Below are 24,175 nucleotides of genomic sequence, written 5' to 3'. Positions count from 1 at the left end.
TAGTCACTCCTTTAAAATATTTCATCTCCAGAATTTGCTTTTATAAGGCCCAACTCATTGTCATAACACTCTTTATTGAGGATGCAAATCCCAAATTCATTCAGAATATTTTCTTCATCCAAAGCGTCTTGATATGCCTTCTTATTTCTGATATTCACGGTATACCTCTGTAATTTTTTTATGAGTCCCTTGAATTGCCCAAAATCTTTTTCTTCGACTGCCTCATATAAAGAATCTATAAGTGCCTTATTCTTATATTGAACAATGACTGTACTTCCGCTCTCATTAATCAATGCGTAATTCTTTGACGCAGTCTTAAAGTTCTGTCGCAACAAAAATTCTGTCATATTCTTTGTTTTAGCAGATAATAAGCGTTCGGGATGATGAACTTCATTGTATCCAACCACAGCATATTCATTTTTTCCCAATAAAGATACCAATGTGTCATGGTTGTTTTTTAATTCAAGCGGATAGGATAATGTGTATACTCCTGCATTGGCGTAAAGGTTCTCATAATAAGATGGTAAATAGGGTGCAAGATCAAATGTTTCATCTGAAGCAAAGCCTTCATTAAATTCACTACGCAGCATTTTGGACGCGGATTCTCTCTCATCCTCCATTTCTTTTAAATTCTGCAGCGATTCTTGAGCATAACGAATTAAATATAGGTTTCCCTTGTTTTTCATTAGCCCTTCTCGATTACAGCGGCCAGAAGCCTGCATTACGCCATCAATACTTGTCACCGAATCTATAACAACATCAAAATCTACATTGACTCCTGCAGAAATCAAATTAGTTGAGACGCAGATTAACGGTTTTTCTCTCTGTCCCTTTCTCAATGCTCTTAACGCACGTTTAAGGTTGTCAATCCGTTCCAATCGATGAGCAGCGCATAAATTTGTCGTGAGGTAATATAAATCCGCTGTGTCGCTATATTCTTCTTGTAATGCCTTGTATAAAGTCCCAACAGCACTTTTTGTATTTAAGATAATGAGAAAACTTTTGTAGAAACTCAGTTGATTACGCAAGAACAATAGAATTTCTGAAGTATCTACACTATCTGAAAAATGCTTGCCTAACAAAGAATGAAAATTGACTCGAGAAAATACCGAATGTTGACTCCATTCTTTACTGACCAGTTTAGCCTCCGCATGCTTCGTACCATATAAGCAAGGAAATAGAAGAACGTTTTTGTTATCAAGCGATGGCAAGGTTGCTGTACAATGGATAACAGTAACATTCATGAACCGCGTCAAGAAATTGGTCATTAAATTCATTAAATAGACTGTTTTTATCGGAAGAGACTGTATTTCATCAATAATGATGACACTGTTGGCAAATTTGCAAAAGCGCCGCAAATTAGATGACTTTCCCTTGAAAAGCGTATTTGTAAACTGTACAAGGGTTGTTAGGACGACAGGACTTTCCCAACTATCTCTCAGATAACTTTTCAAGGAATATTCTTCTTCTGACATTTCTTGCGTATCTTCCACTACATTGGAATGATGCTCCAGGACATGTTCTTCTCCTATGACATCCTGGATTTCACGCGCATTTTGCTCCAATACCGAAAGATAGGCTGTTACATAAAAAATTCTTTGATTTCCATGGATACGCGCATGTTCTACGGCATACCTCAGACTACTCATTGTCTTTCCAGCGCCTACTGGTAAATCAAGCACATAACATCCATAGGGAGTCCTCTTAGCGGATTGAAGGACTTCATTTGCCAGTTCAGAACGCACCTTGTTGATGGTTGAATCACCAGCATGAGAGGCATACCCTTCATACAACTTTTCTATACGAGAATGCATTTTCTCCCAAATCATGTCAACCTGGGATTTTTTCAAAATTGGATTAACATCATGACGATTCCAGTTCGATGAATTATAAATATCTGCTTCTTTAAGGATTGACAGAAGCAGCCGTACGGTTGCCCCCATAAAAAAATCCGTGCAACTTTTCTTACGTTGTGGAGAAGTTTCTGCAGCAATGTCTTTTATTCGTTGGTTCCAAACTTTATATTCATTGTAACCAAGCAAAAACAATTGACTTAGATTTTTCCCCCACGCTTTCTTGGATAGTTGATTTAATCCATCCAAACATTCTTCCAAATTAAGCCCATCAACTTGTTTTTCCAGCTGCAATTTTACATGCCTAATCCGGGATTCAGTCCTGTAACAATTATTGTCCAAAATATCATAAAGACCATGATGTGCAAGGATAGGATACGTCAACAAATCGCAATAATCTTCCAATCCTTTGACATCTTTAAACTGGGCTGACTGTACCAAACGATCCTTGATTGTCAATAAACAGTATCCGCCATAGGACGAATGATCCCCACCAGAATCTCTTTTTCCCTGTATATATTCCTGAAATTCACTCAGACTCTTCCCCGCGTCGTGAAGCAGTCCAATAAGGGCACAAATATTTCCCACACCTAATTCTTTTCCCCTACTTTCGGCATATAGGGCCGTATCAACAAGATGTTCCGCTAAATATTGTGATACCTCTCTATCTTCATCTTTGCTGATATGAGCAAGCAGAGAAAAAAAATCTCCAGTCAAAAAACCGCCTCCCTCCATATAAAAAGAATTGCATTTCTTGATTATAAATTTTAAAATCGCACTGACTTTTGCCCGTATTCATTTCTAATCACTATTATACGCCTCCAATTATTTTAATCAAGCTTTTTAAGTCCATTAAAACGGACACAAATTACCTTTAATTTCAGGAATAATTATTAATTATAAACCAAATCATGAAAAACGTCATTTTATTTCATTAACTTGTAAAGCACGTGTTAATTCAAGATGTTGGTTTTGTGTGACGATAAAGGATAATAAGAAGAAAGACCCGAACACGCCGCCCCAAACCTTCCTATCGGTCGTGGGCGCCGAATTGATTTTTCGATAACACGGTCCTTTGGACTGCCTAGCACAGCAAGCTGTGCTAGGCAGTCTTGAACCATCGAAAATGTTCCTCACTACCGTTCGTTTGGAGACGTCGGGACAAAAAACGTCCCTCCTCATCCGCCACCCACCAAGCCGGCTTGGTGGATACTCCCGCCTTGGTATGGCGGATTGATGCTACGCATCGAGTTCTGTGGCAAAAGATCCGATCAAAAGCGAATCATTTTAGCGCCCGGTCACGATTTTTTGCTTCTCTATTGCTAAGGCACAGGGAGCTCTCAAAATCGGTCGAAGATTGACGTGCTGCCTTTTTAGGGCAGATCGGCTCCGCGGGTCGAGGTTCTAAACCAATCACGACTGTTCGAGCCTTTGCATCAAACCTAAAGAAAAGCATATAAATCAAGCCTTACCCCGAATCATATCATGAATTCGAGGTAAGGCTTTTTCCTCTTTTTTCTTATTTCCTTATGGAAACGCTCTTATAAGATAGGAACACTAGTTAAATGAATGTAATCTCCGCAGAAACTGCTGTCGCATTTTACTAACAACTGCCTCAATGGGACTAATTTTTAAGTGTCAGAGCCAGCCAGCGAAGATGTCCCTAGCTAGCCGCTGTTAGTAAATTTAGTCAAGCATCCACGCCAAAGCCTCTTATTAGAACTTCCAATTCAGTCCGGCACGGATATTATACGTCCTTGCAAAATCATTTCCAAAGTAGCGATCCACATCAATGTAGAACTGCTGGTTCTTACCAATCTGTGAGGTGTATCCGACACCGAGGACGCCCCACGTGCCTTGGCTGTCGCCGGGGCTTCTAAGGTAGGTATCGTCGGCAGAGACGGCAAGGTCCATGCCATCAAGGAATTCGTGGAGGACGCTTGCTTTCAGGTAGAACTTTTGATCCTTTTCTTTATTGAGGTCCCGGACAAGGTCAACACCCAAGCGGCCAATGAGGCTCCAGCCGTGGTCCGCGTCAATCTTGATGCCCATCGAGTCGGTGAAGTCATAGCTATCAAGATAGGAGCCTTGGACCTGCACCTGCGGTACAATACTCCACTTTTCGCTGAGCTTATCGACTTGACCAAACTCTGTGGAAAGGCTGACAATATTTTGATCATACTCGCCTTTGTAGATGTTTCCTGTCTGGCCATCCGTCGATTCATAATCCGTATGGAAACGATGGAACTTGATATACGAATCAAGGTAGCTGTGGGAGCCTTTTTTCCAGGCAGGTTTTTGGTCCATTTCCACCTCGGACGGGATAAATTTCCACGTGTCATAGAGTGCAAGGCCGGTATTTTTTACGGTAAGATGGCTCGCATAGCCTTCCAGATGGCCCTTTGTCTTGCCATAGAACCCAGAAAGGCTCAAGCGATGCTTTTCCGTTTCTTCGTCCTGGAGGACCTTACTATAGCCCATCTCATAGGTATTGCCGTCAAGTTCGCCCATGTCGTCGATACCAAGGTTCTGATAACGAAGGCGGGCCCAAGCCCCGTCATTGGCACCGGGCGTGAAGTACTGTGACTCACCGGACCGGTTTGTAAAGGTATCGAGATCTGATACATGACGCCAGACCATCTTAAGGGACTTATCAGGAGAAGCACCGCCGGCATTGGGTTTTGTCCCCAGCTTCTTTTCCAGATAGACGTTCTTGCCGCCATAGGTTTCTGCCACCGTGTCCGTCGATGGTTTTTTCGTATGGGTATCGCCGTTATACTGAGTCGTATCGTTCAGAGCGTCACTGTCATAATCCGCGTATCGGACAGTCAAGGCATCATTGGTGACACCATGGGCCACATAGTAGGGGCGGCCTTCCACAAATTCATTCCGCGAATCCTTCACCGTCGCAAAACGTACACGGTCCCCATCGGACATCTGTTTGTCCAGGGCTTCGATGTTCTTGATGAAAAGGGTCTGGGCATCGCTCGTTCCCTTCTCAATATAGAGCATGTCACTCTGGGTGTTGTCGTTAAAGTCAAGGTCCATGGCAAAGGTGTGGCTGCCCGCAAGGGTCCCAATTTCAAGGGCGTCACCGCCGTCTTTGAAATAAACTGTACTGCCCTTTCCCGAAAGGCTCGTCACAGCCGATGAGCCCGTCATTTTCCAGAGGGCACCTTCGCCCAAGGTAACATCAATGGTGCCGGTGGCGACATCATATCCATTTCGGCTCGTCACAAGACCCGTATCGGCCGTACCTTCAAAATAGCTGGCATTTTGAAGGTCCATGGTCACTGCACCGCCTTTTGTGGCGCCACTTTCACCAAAAGCAGTGACATTTCCCACCACATTCATGGTGGCCTCGTCACCTGATGCCTTGATGCTGACCGTGCCCGCACCGCTGGCCTTGATGTCGCCTGCAATATGGCTCTGTTCCTCATAGGTCAGTTCAACCGATGTTTTTGCCGTTTCGCTGTCTTTTCCATCACTTCTGATGGCGGTGCCGCCTGCATTGACCGCAAGTTCAGTCTGGCCTGCAACGAGGATGGCCGCATCATTCTTGGCGCCATTAGTTTCAGCAACAAGACCCTGGTCTCCGCCTTTAAGGATGTTCTGGGTGCCCTTTATGGTTAGGTTTCCTTCCGAGACATGGGCTGCAGCAGAAGACCCCAAGACTTGATTGCGCTCACTGGCCTCAAGCAGGACTGTACTGTTTCCATCCACACGGATTCCAGTTCCCGTCGCTCCCTTGATTTCAGACGCATCCGCAATGACTTCATTATTTTGACCTGTAACCTGCACAGAGCCGCCATAATAGTCATAACGTTCATTTTTGAATCCTGTCGATTTAATGCCATAATAACGCGCATTTTTAGGGAGCTCTCGTCCAACTTCCTGGGCTGTTTTTGCTGCCTTCTCCCCATCAGGTCGGACTCCTATGAAATTGTTGCCATTTGGAGCTGAAAGGGTAACGTCCCCCGCTACGTTCCCAATCCCAGCAGCATAAGACCTATCTCGAGCCACCGATTCAGCCGCAAGAGAGATAATATTATTGCCCTTTTCCGCTGTGAGCAGTAGGATTCCATGATCTCCGCCATAAAGACCGCTTAGGATTCCTTCCCCCTTAGAGCCGACGGTAATGCAATTGTTGCCCTCCGTCGCCGTAATCGTAATCTTGCCAAAATTGCTCGGGATGACGCCAGCTGTTTCTTGGGCCGCCTTTCCGCTATATACTGCGATTTCGTTTTCCTTGGCTGAGAGCACAACTTGAGAGCGGTAGCGGTCCCCGTCGTACCATTCAATGGGATATTTATAGGGTCGATAACCATCTCCTAACATCGACGTAGATTGCGCCCCAATTCCATACGTAATGGGACTGAATGCGGAATGGACCGGTTCAACATAGATTCGATTGGTGCCTAACGGAGCATTCAACACGACTTTTCCGCGAAGCTGCCACTCAGGACTATACATCATCCAATCTCCGACTGTCCAATCCAAAAAATAACTGTCGACCCCTACTGTAATATCTTGAGCTCCTTTTCCGGTATAAATGGTATTATCTCCCTGCCGAGCTGTCACTTCGATCAGTCCGGAACCATAGGCCGAAAGGACGGTATGGTTTTGAGGGATGATCCGCTCATCATAGCCGGTTTCTTTCCACTCTTGATTCTTCACATATCCGATGAAGTTGCTCTTTCCCTTGATTTTTATATATGACGGAACAGACGATGAGCGGATGGGACCAGGTTTTTCATTGCCGACTATCTGGGTATCATCAGAGACTGTATAGCCAGCGTCAGTGATTACATAGGTATCTGGAGAAAACCCGATGGAATCAGTGGATGCCGCATCAGGGCTGTAAGCATCCTGAAGGACAACCCTCACGTCACCTTTTTGCGCTTCCATCTCAAGAAGACCGAGTTTTGGCATCGCATATATGGCTGCATTGACAGGGGGGGATTCCCGCCAATCAGAATCGGTATCATCTACAGGAATATAGTTTGTGTTGGGGGTCATTAAAATCTTGATGTCTTGTTGAGCCGTAATCCAATGCGTTGCATACTGCAGCCAAGTAGAAAAACGGACTTTATCCTTAAGTTCATCTGGATCGTAGCCTGGGACAAACCACCATGTATCAGCTAAAAAGCCAATGAGCTGAGGCGTCTTGGACCCATTAAACCGAGGATCATAAACAGGCGCACGAAGTGATGCCTCAAAAGAATCTGCATCAACCCCCCACCTCAGGTCATAAGCTGAAGAAAGAAGATTCGTTCCATTGTTGACTGCCAGATCTTCTTTGGTCAGTGTTTTATCCAGTACGATGGAAGCGGTCATTCCCATTTGACTGGATGAAATCGTGCCACCCAAGATAAGCAAAGTGCCTAGTACAATTTTTGATTTGATTTTCTTTGTTTGATGGATGTGTTTCATTTCCCTTCTCCCCCATAATAGATTTCTATGGATTTTTATCTTTTCAATAAAAATAGTCTGTTTATAGAGGGTATCTTATTTATATTTATTTGTCAATATCAATTATTTTTCTTAACTAAACTCCTTATTGTATAATCTCGATGAATAAAAAGCTCCCGCAAAAATAGCGGGAGCCAATAGAAATAATAGGGGAATATGTGTCAAATGCGAAATTCGAGTCTGACAAAATCTGGTACTTCGACACTGCCACCGGTAACACGGCTCACAAGGTCACGGGAATCAAAAAACGCCAGCCATCACTAATGTCTTCAGATCATCGAGGGTCGTACCAAGTTCCAAAAATCTTGATAATCCCTCAACTGCCATTCTTCCATTCATCATGATGACTCGCTCCTTTTCACTCGTAATCAAAGAAACCCATGGGGTTCCACACAAGGAAATGGGTTATGCTGCTGGACGGATCAAGACCAAACAGGTTTCAAAAGGCATCTCCCAATTCCTTTCACACTCACCGTCTGCCCTTATGGGCACTGTTTTGCTTCATATCCATCCCGCCTTATTTGTTCGCTATATCTGAACACTTATTATACTCATTTTAATGGGTAGATAAATCAGTTTGAAAATCGTCACAACATGAAAGTTAAAATCAACTAAATTGTAAAGAATTTACGGTTAGATAAAAGAATTATCCAGCAAATTTCCCTGTAAAGTCTTTAAATTACATAGTGTAATCGGAGGATCTTGATTTGTCCTATTTCATCATCCTGCATATAGGTCAAGGAAAACCCGTGCGGAGACCGTATTGCGTGTACCGCGGTCACCACTTTTTTCCCGAACATTATCGGTTTTTAGGGTTCTCCTCGTGTCGCCTTTTTACAAAAAAAATCCCAGACTAAGTGAAGAAATCACTTAATCCGGGAGGTCAGGATAGGGCCCGATTTACTTATGGAGCTCTTTTCTAAACTGCAGCGGTGTGCGCATGGTCTGAAGTTTGAAACATTTGATGAAATAACTGGTCGAACTGAATCCTGTTCGTTGTGCGACAGCACTTACAGGAAGTTCTGTATTTCGCAGGAGGACTGCAGCTTTTTCAAGGCGATATTTATTGAGGAACTGGTAAATTGTTTCGTGGACCGTTTCCTTAAAAATCCGGCAGCACTCGCTGCCGCTGTAACTTGTAAAGGCTGCAAGGTCCGTTATGGCAAAGTTTTCATGGTAATGGGCCTTGATAAAGCCCATAAGGGTCTTTGTGATGGACTGGTGACGAGCGGATGTGGATTTCTTGGCCTTTGTAAAGGTCACGTTCTTGATGAACAGGGACCAAATGCGATACATGACGCTCATGAGGTCCACTTCGTAGGCCGTCTCCCCTCCCCGTTTGATGAGATACGCGCCCTGCACCTCATCCATCAGTTTCTTGCACCAGGGAATGAGGGGATGAAGATGGACGGCCGTAAATTCCGGATTTTTTGTATAGGGCTCAACAAAATTTCGATCCATATACGACCCACTGCGAAGACCGAGGGCACTGGGACTCAGGTTCAGGCAGACAAGGATACCCGATTTTTGCTGCCGGGGAATCACGCGGTGAAGCTGCCCGGCATTCATGATGAGTCCTTCCCCTGGATGGAGTTCAAATTTCTGGTCCGTCAGCATGACAGCCATATCCCCTTGGATGGCAAGCAGGATCTGGATTTTTTCATGCCAGTGCCAGTTACTGAAGCCGAGCCGTTTTTTCCAAATGATTTCGTAATAAACGTCAAGGGGCAATCCATGCTCCTCCGTGACCATCCCATCGTAGTAGGGATGGATCCGCTGGTCTTCTTGATTGTGGCTGACAATGAGACGATCTAAGGGGACTCTCTGCATAAGACACCTCACCTCTTCCCCCAAAAGGGAAGTTCATTCTACTTTTATCTTACCATAGGCGATCACAGATAGAAAGCCGCAGCCTTAAGGCAAGATGCCCGTACCATCAAAGGCCGGGATAAACTTGTCATCAGCGGCGGGACTTTCCTGAATGAAACCGTCTTCGATGCGGCTTTCCAGAAAATGCAGTTCCACTTCTTCATATTCGTCATCTGTGAGCTTGCGATTGATTTCCGGATACTGGGCCGCCGTGCCGCAGGGGACATATTGACGCATGAGGCTTACCATGACGTCGCCGGGGGAAAAGGTATCGGCAATCCAGTCGATGAGGCGCATACTGTCCTTACCGTGACCAGGAAGGATCAAATGGCGGATGATGACGCCTTTTTGCATAATGCCCCGTTCGTCAAGCTCATAAGGACCCACTTGGCGGAACATCTCAAGGATGGCCTTGGACGCTGTAGTAAAATAATTGTTGCAGCGGCTGTAACGCTGGGCCAGGGCATCATCATGGTATTTAAGGTCGGGAAGATAGATTTGGACCTTTCCTTCAAGCAGCCGCAAGGTCTCCACCCGTTCATAACCGCTTGTATTATAGACGACGGGGACCGGAAGGGCTGGCGTGAGCGATGGCAGGATGATAGGCAGATACTGCGTAGCTGTCACAAGGTCAATATTATAGGCGCCTTGGTCGATGAGCGCCTGATAAATGGCCCGGAGGCGGTCCGCCGTCACTTCCCAGCCATGGTTTTCTGTGCTGATTTCACTGTTTTGACAGTAGACGCAGTGCAGCGTGCAGCCAGAAAAGAAAACCGCGCCGCTGCCGCCTTTTTGAGGGTCTTCCCCACTTAGGCAAGGCTCTTCCCAGTGATGAAGGGCCGCACGCGCCGCCTTAGGCGTCATGGCGCAGCGACAAACACCGTAGTGGCCAGGTCCGCCTTCATGAAGCGGACGCACAACGCCGCAGGTAAAAGGACAAAGGGTACAAGGTTCCATAACGTTCCTTTCTTTCGCATAGCTTTTCTAGAGCAGGCATAAAAAAACTCAACCCTGAAAAACAGGATTGAGTTTACCGCTTATCACTTAGAGAACCCGAGCGGCCCCAATATAGCGGGCACCCCAATAACCGCCGAACACATCGGAAACGGTCACGCCCGTACTGGAACCAGCCTGAAGCATCTTGCCGTCGCCAATATAGATCCCGACATGGGAGGGACCCGGTTCATACGTTTCAAAAAAGACCAAGTCACCGGGCTGAAGGTTCCGGGAAGAAACCTTTGGATAACTGTAATACTGGGTATCCGCTGTTCTGGGGATGCTGATGCCAATCTGACGGAAGACATACTGCGTATAGCCGGAGCAGTCAAACCCCCACGGCGTCGTTCCCCCAAAGACATAAGGCACACCTACGTACTCAAAGGCTCGGGAGATCAACCTTCTCGCTGCCCCGCTGCCATGATAGGAACGCCCGCGGCTTACTCCATATCCTGCATACTGGGGCATCCGTTTTCCCATGAGCTTCATGTACGTGGAATCACCAATGATGCCATCCACTTCAAGGCCCATGCTGGCTTGATATTTTTTGATGGCGTCGACGGTTCTTTCGCCGTACACACCGTCAGGAATCCCGATATCATAGCCTTCCATAAGCAGTTTTTCCTGAATGGCGGCCACTTCCGGCCCCGATTCGCCTTGATGAAATGCCGCTGCATCCGCACTCTGGAAAGGGACAGCAGCAAAACTCAACACAAAGGCGGCAACAGCCCCAAGCATCATCCGTTTTAAAATAATAAACACACCCTCTCGATTCACCTACGAAGTTAGCTGCCGGGTTCGGGTCGAGACACCCTATTCCTAAAAGAAAGGAAATTCACCCCAACATTGGGTCCTCCGTTCGTATCCCTACGATTCGGTTTTATTAAATTTACGTTTTCTGCACTTCACATTATAGCAATGGAAGGAAAAAAAGTCCAATATGTCACATTTTGTTCAAGAAATGGGTACGAAAAAAGACGCTTTCAAGCTGTCAATTCGGTTAATGCCCAAATGGTGGTTCCGCACCTGCAGTGCTGGCGGTGGAGTAAAAAGCGTTCTTTCCCTGTATTTTAACTCAGTCCAAAAATCGGACTGAGTTAAAATATAGGGAGCTTTTTGCAATCTTCGGTCCTCCCTTTTTATTTTTACTTGGAGTAAAAATCGCGGCGATTTTCTGCACGAGTTGCCTTCTTTTCTCATTTTAAGATTTACGAGATGGCCATGAAATCATGGTGCTACGTAAATTGTTGCAGTACACAAACTCATGGTAAAGTCGCCCCAAAAAATGCCTTTGGCGGGCGAGCCACTTTTGGGAAATTTTTCGTTTTTTAGAGCAAACAGGATTTGCCTAAGGCCCATATTCGAAAAAGGATAAAATTCGAAAGGGAAGACAAAAGACGCTGTCTCTAGCCTGCGTCTTCGGCTGTTAAGCTAAAGGATTCAAAATGTAAAAAACCGATAACGCAGAGCGTCAACCTGGTGGTCGCAGGTCCATTTCCTGTCCATCCTAAGGCAATGGGCAAAAAGCATGCCTACCTTTGCTCCGCTCTCATTGGGCTGCAGCGTACGCTTTCAATCATGCCCTCGTCGCCGCCCCTTACCTTTCCCTATCAAAAAACTGCGGAGAAATTTCTTGTTTCTTCGCAGTTCTGGCTCTTATTTTTTAACTATATGTGCGATTGCGTCCGCCACCTTATATTCGTGTTTGATATGTTCCCGCACGATATAAAGAGGCCGATGCTTGACTTCCTCAAAGATACGGCCTACGTATTCACCAACGATCCCGATGCCCATCAGTTCCACACCGCCGAGAAAGAACTCGGCCGCTGCAAGGGTCGTCCATCCGGGCACGGCTTCATCCATAATCCAGGCATAGAGGACATGGAGAAGCAGCAGCAGGCTGCCGATGCCAAAAATGAGTCCTGCATAAAAAGCAAGGCGCAGGGGAACCCGGGAAAAGCCCGTAATCCCGTCCAGGGCAAAACGCAGCATTTTTCTTAGGTTAAATTTGGAATGACCAGCAAAACGCGGCGGCGCCACAAAAGGCAGGGTCGTCGTCCGAAATCCTAGGTTATTCACCATTCCACGAATAAAACGGGCCCGTTCGTGGTAAGAATTCAGCGCATCCACCGCTTTCCGGTCCATGAGCCGAAAATCAGAACCTCCCGGTGTAATCCGGACTTCACTCATAGTATTGATGAGCTTATAATAAAGACTTGACGTGATATTTTTGAAGAAAGTGGCGTCTTCCGTCGCTTTACGGACGGTCTGCACGATCTCATACCCCGATTCCCAAAGGGAAATCAGTTCCGGAATCATTTCCGGCGGATGCTGCAGGTCCCCGTCCATGGAGATGACGGCATCCCCCTTGGCGTGTTCCAGTCCGCACGTAAGAGCCAGTTGATGGCCATAGTTACGGGAAAATAGATAGCCTTCCACATGAGGATCTTTATCCGCCAGTTCACGGATCATGGCCGCGCTTTGGTCACGGGAACCATCATCGATGAACAGCAGCTCATAGTCATAAGATAAAGGCGCCATTACTTCCGTAACGCGCCTGTAAAATTCGTGGATATTTTCTTGTTCATTAAAGACGGGGACTACAATAGATAGTTTCTTCATCATGCAAATCACAGGCTTTGAAGAGGATCCAAATAAGCGGCTTTTGACTGGACGCCGACAAAGCGATGGGCTTCCTTGCCATCCTTGAAATAAACGACCGTCGGAATGGCGGCAATGCCAAATTTGCTGGCTACATCAGGGACTTGGTCCACATCAACTTTAGCCACCTGCACATCATCCCGTTCTGCCGCAATCTGTGCAATCATAGGAGCGACCATCTTACAGGGACCACACCAGGTCGCCCAAAAGTCAACCATGACCGGTTTCGTGCTTTCCTTGACGAGTTGATCAAAGGCTGCTTTATCAGAGATATTGATGATTTCCATAAAGATTCCTCCTGTACAATTCAAAAATGGATATGAGTGATCAGTAAGCCGAGTTCTGTTACGATAATCATTTATCTAGTTCCATAGTTGCCTATGGACTCAAGCGACACAACCCGGAAGGATCAGCGGGCCGCTTCATCCCTTCCCTATTTGGTCTTGCTCCGGATGGGGTTTACCAAGCCGACCAATCACTTGGCCGCTGGTGCGCTCTTACCGCACCGTTTCATCCTTACCGGCGAGCCGGCGGTTTGTTTTCTGTGGCACTTTCCTTAAGGTCACCCTCACTGGACGTTATCCAGCATCCTGCCCTGTGGAGCTCGGACTTTCCTCATCAGCTTGCGCTGCCGCGATTATCTTTCACACTCATATAAAGTAAATATACTATACGGCCGCAGTGTTGTCAACGACACAAAATAAGCAGATTGCAATGACGCCTCCTTCCTTGCCGAATCAGGCAGCGGCGAGTATAATGTCCCTTGAACCACCAAGGAAAGAAGGCCCATCATGATTGAAAAGAAAATACAGATCAACGAGGAAGGCTGCAGTATCCGCTGCCGCTATTTCTGCCATGACAGCCGCAAGAACGAACGCAGGTTTAAGCATGTCGCCATTGTGACTCACGGTTTTGGCAGCAGCAAGGACACGGCAGGCGTCACAAATTTTGCGCAGCACCTGACCAGCAAATATAAGGATGATGCCGTCATTGCCTTTGATTTTCCCTGTCATGGCGAGGACGCGCGCAAAAAGCTCCTCATGGACGAATGCCTGAAATACCTTGCCATCGTTACGGACTACGCCAAAAAGACCTTGGGTGCGGAAAAGGTCTATAACTATTCCACTAGTTTTGGGGCCTATGTAACGCTGCGGTTTCTCCTTGAAAAAGGCAATCCCTTTACCCGCATTGCCCTACGTGCGCCAGCTGTCACGATTGATGAAAGCATGAACCGCTACCTTACGGAAGCGGACCGATCGGCTCTCAAAAAAGGCAAGGAAATCCAGGTTGGATTTGACCGCAAGATGAAAATTGATCAGGCTTTTCTGGATGATCTTAGGACCCATGATGTACGGAAAAGCGAATTCTTTGACTTTGCCGATGATCTCATCATTCTCCATGGCACAAAGGATGAAATGATTCCTTTTGAAGAAGCAAAGGCCTTTGCCGAAAATAATGTCATTACCTTTATCCCTATCGAAGGAGCCAACCACCCGTTCCAGAACCCCAAGCAGATGGCCCTTGCCATCCACGAAATTGTGGAATTTTTTGGTGAATAAGTGCGAAAAAAGGACGGAAACCTCGCATTCGTGCGATGAGTCTCCGTCCTTATTCTTTAGTTCAGCGGAACATGGCGCCAATGGCTTCTTCCACGGTCCGGCATTCGACCACACCAGCGGGTGCTTTTTTGCCGTTCATAAAGCTGCCCCGCGGCACGATGAAGCGCTTGAAGCCCAGCTGCGCTGCTTCCTTGATGCGCCGGTCCGTGAGTCCCACACGGCGCAGCTCGCCGGTAAGCCCCACTTCCCCCAAGCAGAGGATGCCCGCCCCAACGGGCACATTGCGGTAGCTTGAAACAAGGGCGCCTACAATGGCAAGGTCCACTGCAGGTTCCGTAATCTTCATGCCCCCAACGGCACTTACATAAGCATCTTGGTCCCCAAAGTTCATTCCCATTCGTTTTTCAAGAATGGCAATGAGCATGTTGACCCGATTATAATCAACGCCTACTGCGGTCCGTCGCGGCATACCAAAGGGAGTATGGGCGGCCAAGGCCTGGATTTCAGCCAGAATGGGCCGATTCCCTTCGATTGTGGCGGTGATAACAGATCCCGGGACGGGCTTTTCCTTTGTCTCAAGGAAAAGTCCCGACGGATTGCTCACTTCCTGGAGGCCTTCTGCTTCCATGGAAAAGATGCCGCATTCACTTGTCGAGCCAAAGCGATTCTTGAGGGCACGCAGGACGCGGTATGTATAGGAACGATCCCCTTCAAATTGAAGGACGACGTCGACCATATGTTCCAAAAGACGGGGACCGGCAATGTTCCCTTCTTTTGTCACGTGTCCGATAATGATGATGGCGATATTTGATTCCTTGGCAAAATTAAGGAGCTTAGCCGTACACTCCCGCACCTGCCCCACACTTCCCGCAGCCGTTTCAAGCTCGCTGTTGTACATGGTCTGGATGGAGTCGATGACCAACAGCTTCGGCGCATCTTTTCTCGCTTCGACCAAAATGGTACCAAGCTCCGTTGCGGTCATGACCTTTAAGGCATCGGACGCCGTGCCCAGGCGTTCAGCCCGCATCGCCGTCTGGGCCTCCGATTCCTCTCCAGATACATAAAGGACGGGAATCCCGCGATTGGCCGCTTTCATCGATACATCAAGGGTAATGGTTGATTTCCCGATGCCTGGTGCGCCCCCTAATAAGATGAGGGATCCTGGGACAATGCCACCGCCAAGGACACGGTCGAATTCGGTGATGCCCGTCGGTATGCGGTTGACCTTGACCTTATCCACTTCACGAAGCGTCTTGGGCGCCACGTGTTCAGCTGTTTTTAGATAGCTTGGGCGATGGCGATCTACGGGGGCATCCACTTCTTCCACAAGAGAATCCCAGGCCCCGCATTCTGGACATTTTCCCAGCCATTTGACGGATGCGTAGCCGCATTTTTGACAGACGTACTTGGTTACGGATTTAGCCACGGTCAGGCTCCTTTAGTCAGGGACTGGTATGCAGAGACGATCATCTTTTCCTTATCCTTTTCCGTCACGTGATCTCCGAGGAAAGAAAGAAAATAAGATAGCAGGCGGCCTTCCCGCATCGTAATCATGCGATGTTCCACCAGGGCGTCCACCATACCTTCGGCTGACTCAATTTGAGGCGGCAAGGAGAGTTTTTTAGGAGTCCGTTCCTGAGGCAGACGGACAATACGGATGAATCCCCCGTTGCCCCGCTTGGATTCCACTTCAAAGCCCTTATCCGGAGTAAATCTCGTTGTTAGGGTATAAGTAATCTGACTGGGCGCGCAGGAAAGCTTTTCCGCAAGCTGGCTTCTTTTGACATTGATGGAATCTTCGTCGTTGGCAAAAAGCTCACTGATAATAAATTGTTCTATGACATCGGCAATATTTCTCATGCTCAAAACCTCCTCGATAAAGGTTGCTAAAAGGAAAAGGTCCCAAGGAGCCCTCCCCTCTAATAATCTTCTCTTATTATATTTGACTTTTTGACATTTTTCAAGAGGGGGAAAGAAGAGAAAGCTGGAATGCAGTGAAGGGAAGGCCAAGGCTATCTTTGGCAGCTAGTAGAAAAACCACGAAAAAAACGCTGAAGATACGGCGCCTTCAACCCACAACCCTGTCATACGTCATGAGCCCACTGCGTTAGGTAAGTCTACCTAACGCAGTGGGCTCGTGTAAGTTCATCAAATCAAAGCATATTATCCAACTAGGTTACTGCAAATCAATGGGCCGCTTGATGTTGTGGTTCTTTTCCCGGGTAAAGCCCCTCCCCATTACGTCCCGTGCATCTTGAACAATCATAAAGGCATCCGGATCGAGCTGGGAGACCAGATCTTTGAGGCGTGCCACCTGAGTAAGTTTCACAACGCAGAAAATGACCTTCCGCGTTTCGTGGGTATAAGCCCCTTCCCCATCGATATAAGTCGCGCCGCGGCCCAGCCGATTGATGATGGCTTCCGCAATTTCCTTGCTCCGATTGCTGATGATAAAAACATTTTTCTTGTGATTGAATCCATCATTGACGACATTGCTCATCTTGGCCACGCCAAAATAGGCCACAATGGTGTACATGGCCGGTGCCAGTCCAAAGCAATAGGCACCAATGGATAGAAGTATGAGATTGATGACAAATCCCGTTGTACCGATGCTGATGGAATAGAACTTCTGCATGATGCCGCCAATGATATCCGTTCCCCCCGTGCTGCCGCCAACGCGGTAGAGGGTGCCAAGACCGATGCCGTGAAGGACACCGGCAGCAATGCTGCAGAGCATCGGGTCAGTGACAGGTACGGCCCCATTCAGGAAAGAAAAGACACGGATCCAGAAAGAAAGGGCGAAGGTTCCGTAGATGCCGCTAATGAAATATTCACGGCTCATCAGTTTATAAGCAAGGATAAAAAGCGGAATGTTAAAGACGATGTTCGTCACATCGACGGTCCAACCAAAAAGATAATACAAGATCATGCCAAGCCCTGTAATACCGCCGCTCAGAAGATGGTTCGGCAGGAAAAACGCGTTCATGGCAATACCGGAAACGCAAGTACCGGCTGTAATCGTAAGATAGCGCTTGAGATGTCTATTCAAGGGAAAAGCCTCCATCATTTTCGCAGAGAATTCAGTTTATAGTGTACCATGGATACGGAATTTTAGGAAGGGGGGAAAGGCTTAGATGCTTGGATGCTTGTAGTGCTAAAACTCGAAGGGAACAGATTGGCAGGCAAAAGAACATGAGCGTACGACCCTAAGATAATTCCTAAATCGGACGTAGACGCAGGTTCGGTTGAGGAATCTTTGGTTTTATTTGAGTTCTGAAAGAAACTGATTATATAAAGATCATGACAGCACCTGATATGGTCCGCATTCGGTCTTTTCCCTTTGAACTTGAGGCAACACATCGATCCGCCTTTGCAAAGCGGGGGAACCGAAATTTTGAAATTTCCATAAATCGTTTCATGCCATTTCCCGGTTTTAGTGGTGGATGAGAAACTGCATGCCGTTTCTCTACGAATGGCAGTGAGGACCTTTCGCCCGGGTTTCTTAGGCTGCTTTGGAGCGCGAGCGGAAAGTCAAAGAACACGTGTAAGGGCGAATCATTTTGGACCCATCCCCCCTGCAGGAGCGGTTTGGATCCAGCGTTACACTCTTTTACCGTTTGGTCTTTCCCTCCCTCACAAAAAAATCGGAGCCAAGGCTCCGATTTTTAAATCGTATGATCTGTTTCGCTGACCCACTTGAGGATCGGTTCCAGATTCTTTTTGAGTTTGTCTTCCAGTTCCTTCACGTTCCTTCCATCAAAACTCGTTGTTGTACGGAAAACGCTGTTCACCTTGAGCTCACCAAAAAACTCGTCACGCAGTCGGTTATACATGATGATGAGTTGATCCCGGCGTGCAAAGTCAGAATAGTCGATAAGAATAATGGAACCGTTGATATGTTCAATGGCGTGGCTGGGATCGATGTAAAGCTCAAAGGACCCGATTCTTTTGGGCAAGGTTTTGCCAAATTCCCAGTCCTCGACTTTTTTTGCTTCATACAGTTCGCCCAGGTTCATCTGTTCCGGATGCTCCATATTGCTAATGACCAGAGGCAGGTATTTCTTGGTCTTTTCTTCAAAGACGTCCCTTTCCTTATAGATCAGTCGGACATCACGGAAGGAATTGAGCCCCATGGTTCTCACCAAGATATAATCAAAGGTTTCTGCCGAATACGTTAAATCGACGCTCGCCCTCAGCTCCGGGGCTTCATAACGGCAGATAAAAAGGACCTGGCCTTCTATGTAATCCGTTATTTTCTTCTTGAAAACGCCTATAGTTTCCGGAAGTTCCTTGATAAAGTCCCATTCATGGGTCTGCTTCTGGATTTCTTCGATTGAATCGTATCCCATCTCATTGCTCCTTCAAAAAAGAACCGCGAAGTTATTCACGGTTCCTTCTTTTTCATGATCAAAAAAGCGATACATTTCCTTATTTATTCTGGCCCCTCTGACGATCCATTGCGAAAAGTTTTTCAAGACGGCCGCAGCTCATCTTGCCTTCATGGCATATGCGTTGAGTCACGCAGGTCGGTCCCGCATTTCCAAAGAGAATGGGTGCCACTTTTTTCACTTCTTCAAGCATCATGTTCGCCAAAGCCCGGATTTCCCATTGGGCACGATTGCAGCAGCGCAGCTCGAAAAAGTGCAGCAGGCTGCGGGCATTCATGGTGACGACGATCTTGGTTTCCGTCGCGTTAGGCAGGATATAACGGGCATCCTCGGCGGGAATGCCCGCTTCTGTCATCTCATTGTAAAGGGCTTGGATTTTACCGCAGAGACCATCGAATTTTTCTTTCAGGGCAGGATCTTTGGCAATGGTCGGTGGAACGATGGTTTCAAAGTCATGTTCCTTCACGTAGCGCTGACTCTGCTGGGAATAGGACGCAATCCGGTGACGGACAAGCTGATGGGTCAGCACCCGGGATACGCCTTCAATGGCAAAGGTAAATGTCACGTGTTCAAAAGTGGATGTATGTCCCATGCGGGCGAGCTGGCGCACAAGACGGCGTACCTGGTCATCTGTCATGTCTTCCTCGATCTGGGCGGCCCCAATGGGGGAATAGCACAGATGGGCACTCATGGCAACGGTACGGTCCGGATCCGGCGTATAGCGGATCAATTTACAGCTGATCATAAGGTTATCCTCTCTTTTCATTCATCATGGCCTGCTGAATGAGGGTAAAAGACGCCTTCATCAGTATTTCAAGGCGCGCCGTTTCCCCTGTAAGGTAGAGCCATCCCATGAGGGCTTCAAAAGCCGTCCCTTGCCGGTACTCGCGGACAGTCGCGCTTTTGGGGACTGTCGACTTCGTATTACGTCCACGACGCACGACCACAGCTTCTGCTTCTGTAAGCTGGGGTTCAATACCGTCCATGGCTTTGGCCTGCATGACCGCAGAAACCATACGGGCCGCCAGATCATGAAGGACTTGGACGTGACCGGACACGGGCAAGAGACGCTTTCTCACATATAGGGAAAAAACGGCGTCGCCAATATAGGCCAGCTCAATAGGGTTAATCAGATGAGGATCCACGTCCGGCAACGGTCCGTCACAGACGGCAAGGGCGTGGTCCCGCATCTTTTTGTACGTTTCAAATCTCACTGTCTTTTCCACCGCACGCCTTGAGGCGTATCTTCCAGAAGAATGCCTTTTTGGGCAAGTTCGTCACGGATGGCATCTGCTTTCTTGAAATCCTTGGCTTTCCGTGCTTCCTGACGCTCCGCGATAAGGGATTCAATGGCCGCTGCGTCTTCATCTGCGTCTTTTACGGCTTCGGTCTTGGCGCCAGGGTCTTCTTCGAGGATACCGATGATGGAGGTCATTTCCTTCCAGGCCTTATCCATCATATCGACAAGCTTACCATCCGGCTTTTGGCCGCCGGTCATGACGGATTGATGAAGAATGTTGATTTCCTTGCCGAGGGCAAAGAGATAGCTGATGGCAAGGGAAGTATTGAAGTCGTCCCGCATAGCTTCGAGGAAGCTTTCCACAAAGCCCGACACCTTTTCCCGCAGGGCAAGACTATCCTCATCAGGACCAACGCTGATAACGCCCTTTAGTTCAGTAAGGTTCTGCGCCGCCGTGCGGAGCCGTTCCAAGCTGCGGCTGGCTTCTTTGAGGCGCACATCGGAAAAATCCAAGGGGCTGCGGTAATGGGTCTGAAGGATAAAATAACGGAGCACTTCCGGTTCGTATTCCTTCAGGATATCAAGAACGGTGAAGAAGTTGCCCAGAGATTTTGACATCTTTTCTTCATTGATGGTAATGAAGCCGTTATGGACCCAGTAACGCACGAAAGGATGGCAGCACGTAGCACCTTCAGATTGGGCAATTTCGTTTTCATGGTGTGGGAAGATCAGGTCACTGCCGCCGCCGTGGAAATCAAAGGAGCTCCCCAAGTATTTCGTGCTCATGGTCGAGCATTCAATGTGCCAGCCCGGGCGGCCTTTGCCCCAAGGGCTGTCCCAGGACGGTTCGCCCGGTTTGGCCGATTTCCAAAGGGCAAAGTCCATAGGGTTTTCCTTGCGTTCATCCACGTCAACGCGGGCACCGGCCATCATGTCGTCCAGCGTGCGGCCGGACAGTTCGCCGTAATGTTCAAACTTTTCCACACGGTAGTAGACATCGCCGTCAACGACGTAGCCGTACCCATGATCGATGAGCTGCTGGACCGTATGGATAATGTCCGGAATATGGTCGGAGACGCGGGGATAGACGTGGGCGCGGCGTACATGAAGCTTATCCATGACTTCAAAATAAGCCTTGATATAGCGGTTAGCAATCACGTCCCACGTCACGCCTTCTTTATTGGCTTCACGGATGATCTTGTCATCTACATCGGTGAAGTTCTGTACATGGGTCACATCATAGCCTTCATGTTCAAGGAAGCGATGGATAACGTCCCACACAACGAAAGGACGGGCATTGCCAATATGGGGATGGTTGTAAGGCGTGACGCCGCAGACGTAGATGCCCACCTTCCCCGGATGAAGAGGAACGAATTCCTCTTTTTTGCGGGTCATTGTATTATATACACGGATGGTACTCATATCATGCTCCTTTCTTAGAGGCTCACATGGGCCTTTTCAAGGCTCTTCATGATGCGTTTTTCCACACGGTCAGCACCAAGGAGAGGAATCATTTCAGCAAGTTCCGGTCCATGCTGATTTCCCGTGAGGGCTACGCGGAACGGCATGTAGACCTGCTGGCCTTTGAGTTTGTTGCCTTTCTGGACAGCTTTGAAGACCCCTTTGACGCTGTCGTGGTTCAGTTCATCCAGGCTATGGAAGCCTTCGATGAGGGCTTTCATGACAAGGGGCACTGTTTCTTCTTTGAGGACGGAGACGGCTTCTTCGTTTTCGAAGTCGAAATCATCCGTGAAGTAAAGGGCAACCTTTTCCGGCACCTGGGCACCGTAGTCGACCTGAGTCTGGGCCGTTGCGACAACGCGTTTCAGCCAGTCAAGCTTTTCCCCTGTTTCGTCGCCCGTCATGTAGCCGGCTTTCACCATAAAGGGTTTGGCCAGTTCAAAGAAGGCGTCCGGCGTCAGTTTCCGGATATGCTGACTGTTGATCCAGTTGAGTTTCTTGATGTCAAAGACTGCAGGGTTTTTGGCCACGCGGTCCATGGAAAAGACCTTGCAGGCTTCTTCCATGCTGAAGATTTCTTCTTCACCCTGAGGGGCCCAACCAAGGAGGGCCAGGAAGTTATCGATACCTTCCGGCAGATATCCCTGCTGCCGATAGGCGTCAACACTCGTCGCACCGTGACGCTTGCTCATCTTCGTGTGATCTGTGCCAAGGATCAGGGAAATATGGGCAAAGACCGGTTTTTCAAAGCCAAGGGCTTCGTAGACAAGGAGCTGACGCGGCGTGTTGGACAGGTGTTCTTCCGCACGGATAACATGGGTGATATGCATCAGATAGTCGTCAATGACCACGGCGTAGTTATAGGTAGGAATCCCATCACTTTTTACAATGACGAAGTCGCCAATGCCATTTGAATCAAATTCAACATCGCCGCGGACCATATCATGGACGACGATGGTTTCATTTTCAGGAACCTTGAGCCGGATGGAAGGCTTGCGGCCCTCTTTTTCATACTGGGCCTTTTGTTCTTCCGTCAGGTGGCGGCATTTGCCCATATAGCGGGGCATCTTGCCGTCCTTGAGGAGAGCCTGCCGTTCTTCCTCCAACTCTTCCGGCGTACAGTAACAATAGTAGGCCTTCCCTTCCTTGAGCAGCTGGTCAGTATATTTCTTATAGATATCGAGCCGCTCCATTTGATGGTAGGGGCCATAAGGGCCGCCCACGTCCGCCCCTTCATCCCAAGTGATACCAAGCCATTTCAAAGCGGCCTTAATGTTTTCTTCAGATTCCGGCGTAGAACGTTTCCGGTCCGTATCTTCAATGCGCAGTACGAATTTACCGCCCATGCGTTTAGCCAGAAGCCAGTTGAAAAGTGCGGAACGGGCGCCGCCGATGTGGAACGGGCCAGTCGGGCTCGGTGCAAAACGTACTCTCATTTCTTTTTCCATTGATATACGCCTCCAAATTGATTAACAAAAATCATGATTGATTTCATTTCTTGAGGAGGACAACCGCTTCCGCGGCAATCCCCTCGCCTCTTCCTGTAAAGCCTAGTTTTTCCGTTGTCGTGGCTTTGACGTTCAGCGCGTCACCGGAAAGACCTAAATCTTCTTGGAGATTTTCCAGCATGGCCCTTTCGTAGGAAATCAGTTTAGGCCGCTGACAGATGATGGTCACATCGGCATTATGGATATGCCAGCCTTTTTCTTCAACGCGGCCGATCACCTCCCGCAGCAGCTTCCTGCTGTCGGCTCCCAGATAAGCATCATCGGAATCTGGGAAGAGGCGGCCAATATCCCCCATGCCAGCGGCGCCTAAGATTGCATCCATCAAGGCATGAAGGGCAACATCGGCATCGGAATGACCTTCAAGGCCCAATTCGTACGGAATGGTGACCCCGCAGAGGATGAGCGGCCGATGAGGGACAAGACGATGGACATCATAGCCTGATCCTACATGAAAATCCATGGCAATCTGCTCCTTTTTGAGAACGCCTTCGGCGCGGATAAAGTCCTCCGGCGTTGTAATCTTAAAATTTTCCTCCAGACCCTCAACAAGGGATACAGGATGCCCTAAGGCCTCCACCATACTGGCGTCATCGGTTACGACAAGGTTATGGGCCGTCACATAGGAAAAAGCCCTCCGCAAGAGTGCCACGTCAAAAATCTGCGGCGTCTGGACGCGGTAAAGTTCATTGCGTTTCAAGGTCTGCAGGGTTTCTTTCCCATTGGTGGAAACCTTGATGGTGTCCTTGACGGGAAGCGCGGCAACGGCAGCCCCGCTTCGCTTAGCCGCCAAAAAAACACGTTCAAATAAGGCGGCATCCGCAAAAGGCCTTGCTCCGTCATGGACGGCCACCCAAGAAGCGGTTTTGGGCAAGGTCTGTAAGGCACAGGCTACGGAATCCTGCCGTTCTCTGCCGCCTGGTACAAGGGACCAAGATAAGGTAGGGAAAAAAGCCGCTTCATATTTCTGAAGCAGGGCCCGAGCTTCTGTCAATTCCTTTGGGGCAACGGCTATGATAACATGGGTAAGAAAGGCAATGCCGCTCAACGCATGAAGGTTGCGAACCAAGATTGGCACATGCCCAAGGGGTGCATAGTTCTTATTATACCCCAACTGAGCCCGTTTTCCCATGCCGGCCGCGGCAATGATTCCATAAAGCTGTTCTTCCAT

Annotated in this window: 17 protein-coding genes, 1 other RNA gene and 1 riboswitch; of the genes, 1 reads left to right on the top strand and 17 read right to left on the bottom strand. The window is 48.1% G+C overall.

Annotation, left to right across the window (positions count from 1 at the left end; translation table 11 throughout):
- Positions 1–11: 11 nt before the first annotated feature.
- The 8 genes from DW817_RS08115 to rnpB all read right to left on the bottom strand — a co-directional run bounded on the left by DW817_RS08115 (position 12) and on the right by rnpB (position 13,504).
- Positions 12–2,570, bottom strand: a complete 2,559-nt coding sequence (locus tag DW817_RS08115; protein WP_021737115.1) for a CRISPR-associated endonuclease Cas3'' — start codon at positions 2,568–2,570, stop codon at positions 12–14.
- A 999-nt stretch (positions 2,571–3,569) separates the two neighbouring features.
- Entirely contained in the window at positions 3,570–7,286 is a 3,717-nt protein-coding gene (locus tag DW817_RS08110) for an autotransporter outer membrane beta-barrel domain-containing protein (RefSeq protein WP_021737107.1), read from the bottom strand.
- A gap of 939 nt (positions 7,287–8,225) precedes the next feature.
- Positions 8,226–9,155 (bottom strand): AraC family transcriptional regulator, encoded by a 930-nt coding sequence (locus DW817_RS08105; protein WP_014128387.1) that lies wholly within the window; start codon positions 9,153–9,155, stop codon positions 8,226–8,228.
- Between the two features lie 84 nt (positions 9,156–9,239).
- Positions 9,240–10,151, bottom strand: coding sequence for a 4Fe-4S cluster-binding domain-containing protein (locus tag DW817_RS08100; protein ID WP_009016190.1), 912 nt, complete (start codon positions 10,149–10,151; stop codon positions 9,240–9,242).
- A gap of 87 nt (positions 10,152–10,238) precedes the next feature.
- Positions 10,239–10,928, bottom strand: coding sequence for an NlpC/P60 family protein (locus DW817_RS08095; protein WP_369794680.1), 690 nt, complete (start codon positions 10,926–10,928; stop codon positions 10,239–10,241).
- Between the two features lie 22 nt (positions 10,929–10,950).
- Positions 10,951–11,080: riboswitch (cyclic di-AMP (ydaO/yuaA leader) on the bottom strand.
- 766 nt (positions 11,081–11,846) lie between these two features.
- Positions 11,847–12,815 carry a glycosyltransferase family 2 protein gene (locus tag DW817_RS08090; RefSeq protein WP_014128384.1) on the bottom strand — a complete coding sequence of 323 codons (969 nt, stop codon included), beginning with the start codon at positions 12,813–12,815 and terminating at the stop codon, positions 11,847–11,849.
- A gap of 5 nt (positions 12,816–12,820) precedes the next feature.
- Positions 12,821–13,138: a thioredoxin gene (trxA, locus tag DW817_RS08085; RefSeq protein WP_021737097.1), complete on the bottom strand. Its 318-nt coding sequence runs from the start codon at positions 13,136–13,138 to the stop codon at positions 12,821–12,823.
- 29 nt (positions 13,139–13,167) lie between these two features.
- Positions 13,168–13,504, bottom strand: an RNA gene (rnpB, locus tag DW817_RS08080) — RNase P RNA component class A.
- 138 nt (positions 13,505–13,642) lie between these two features.
- Between rnpB and DW817_RS08075 the strand changes: the two genes are divergently transcribed.
- Positions 13,643–14,410, top strand: a complete 768-nt coding sequence (locus DW817_RS08075) for an alpha/beta hydrolase (protein WP_021737094.1) — start codon at positions 13,643–13,645, stop codon at positions 14,408–14,410.
- Between the two features lie 61 nt (positions 14,411–14,471).
- Here DW817_RS08075 and radA read toward each other — a convergent pair whose 3' ends face one another.
- The 9 genes from radA to ispD form a co-directional block, all read right to left on the bottom strand.
- A complete protein-coding gene (gene radA / locus DW817_RS08070; protein WP_014128382.1) occupies positions 14,472–15,836 on the bottom strand; it encodes a DNA repair protein RadA in 1,365 nt (454 codons plus the stop codon).
- Positions 15,837–15,838: 2 nt separating this feature from the next.
- Positions 15,839–16,270, bottom strand: coding sequence for a CtsR family transcriptional regulator (locus DW817_RS08065; RefSeq protein WP_009016184.1), 432 nt, complete (start codon positions 16,268–16,270; stop codon positions 15,839–15,841).
- Between the two features lie 316 nt (positions 16,271–16,586).
- Complete coding sequence (locus DW817_RS08060; protein WP_016459570.1) at positions 16,587–17,459, bottom strand: YitT family protein; 873 nt, start codon at positions 17,457–17,459, stop codon at positions 16,587–16,589.
- A 616-nt stretch (positions 17,460–18,075) separates the two neighbouring features.
- Positions 18,076–18,759 (bottom strand): hypothetical protein, encoded by a 684-nt coding sequence (locus DW817_RS08055; RefSeq protein WP_021737109.1) that lies wholly within the window; start codon positions 18,757–18,759, stop codon positions 18,076–18,078.
- 79 nt (positions 18,760–18,838) lie between these two features.
- Positions 18,839–19,543: an FAD-dependent thymidylate synthase gene (thyX, locus tag DW817_RS08050; RefSeq protein WP_009016181.1), complete on the bottom strand. Its 705-nt coding sequence runs from the start codon at positions 19,541–19,543 to the stop codon at positions 18,839–18,841.
- Between the two features lie 4 nt (positions 19,544–19,547).
- A complete protein-coding gene (locus DW817_RS08045) occupies positions 19,548–20,012 on the bottom strand; it encodes a Mini-ribonuclease 3 (protein ID WP_009016180.1) in 465 nt (154 codons plus the stop codon).
- Positions 20,009–21,460, bottom strand: a complete 1,452-nt coding sequence (gene cysS / locus DW817_RS08040; protein ID WP_021737085.1) for a cysteine--tRNA ligase — start codon at positions 21,458–21,460, stop codon at positions 20,009–20,011. Before cysS ends, DW817_RS08045 begins: the two co-directional genes overlap by 4 nt.
- A 14-nt stretch (positions 21,461–21,474) precedes the next feature.
- A complete protein-coding gene (gene gltX, locus DW817_RS08035) occupies positions 21,475–22,947 on the bottom strand; it encodes a glutamate--tRNA ligase (protein ID WP_016459572.1) in 1,473 nt (490 codons plus the stop codon).
- Between the two features lie 43 nt (positions 22,948–22,990).
- Complete coding sequence (gene ispD, locus DW817_RS08030) at positions 22,991–24,175, bottom strand: 2-C-methyl-D-erythritol 4-phosphate cytidylyltransferase (RefSeq protein WP_009016177.1); 1,185 nt, start codon at positions 24,173–24,175, stop codon at positions 22,991–22,993.

Origin of the sequence: Acidaminococcus sp. AM33-14BH, from assembly GCF_003603525.1 — a bacterium.
Classification (GTDB): Bacteria; Bacillota; Negativicutes; order Acidaminococcales; family Acidaminococcaceae; genus Acidaminococcus; species Acidaminococcus intestini.
Note: the sequence above shows the minus strand (reverse complement) of the source record. Positions and strands in the feature narration are given on the sequence as shown.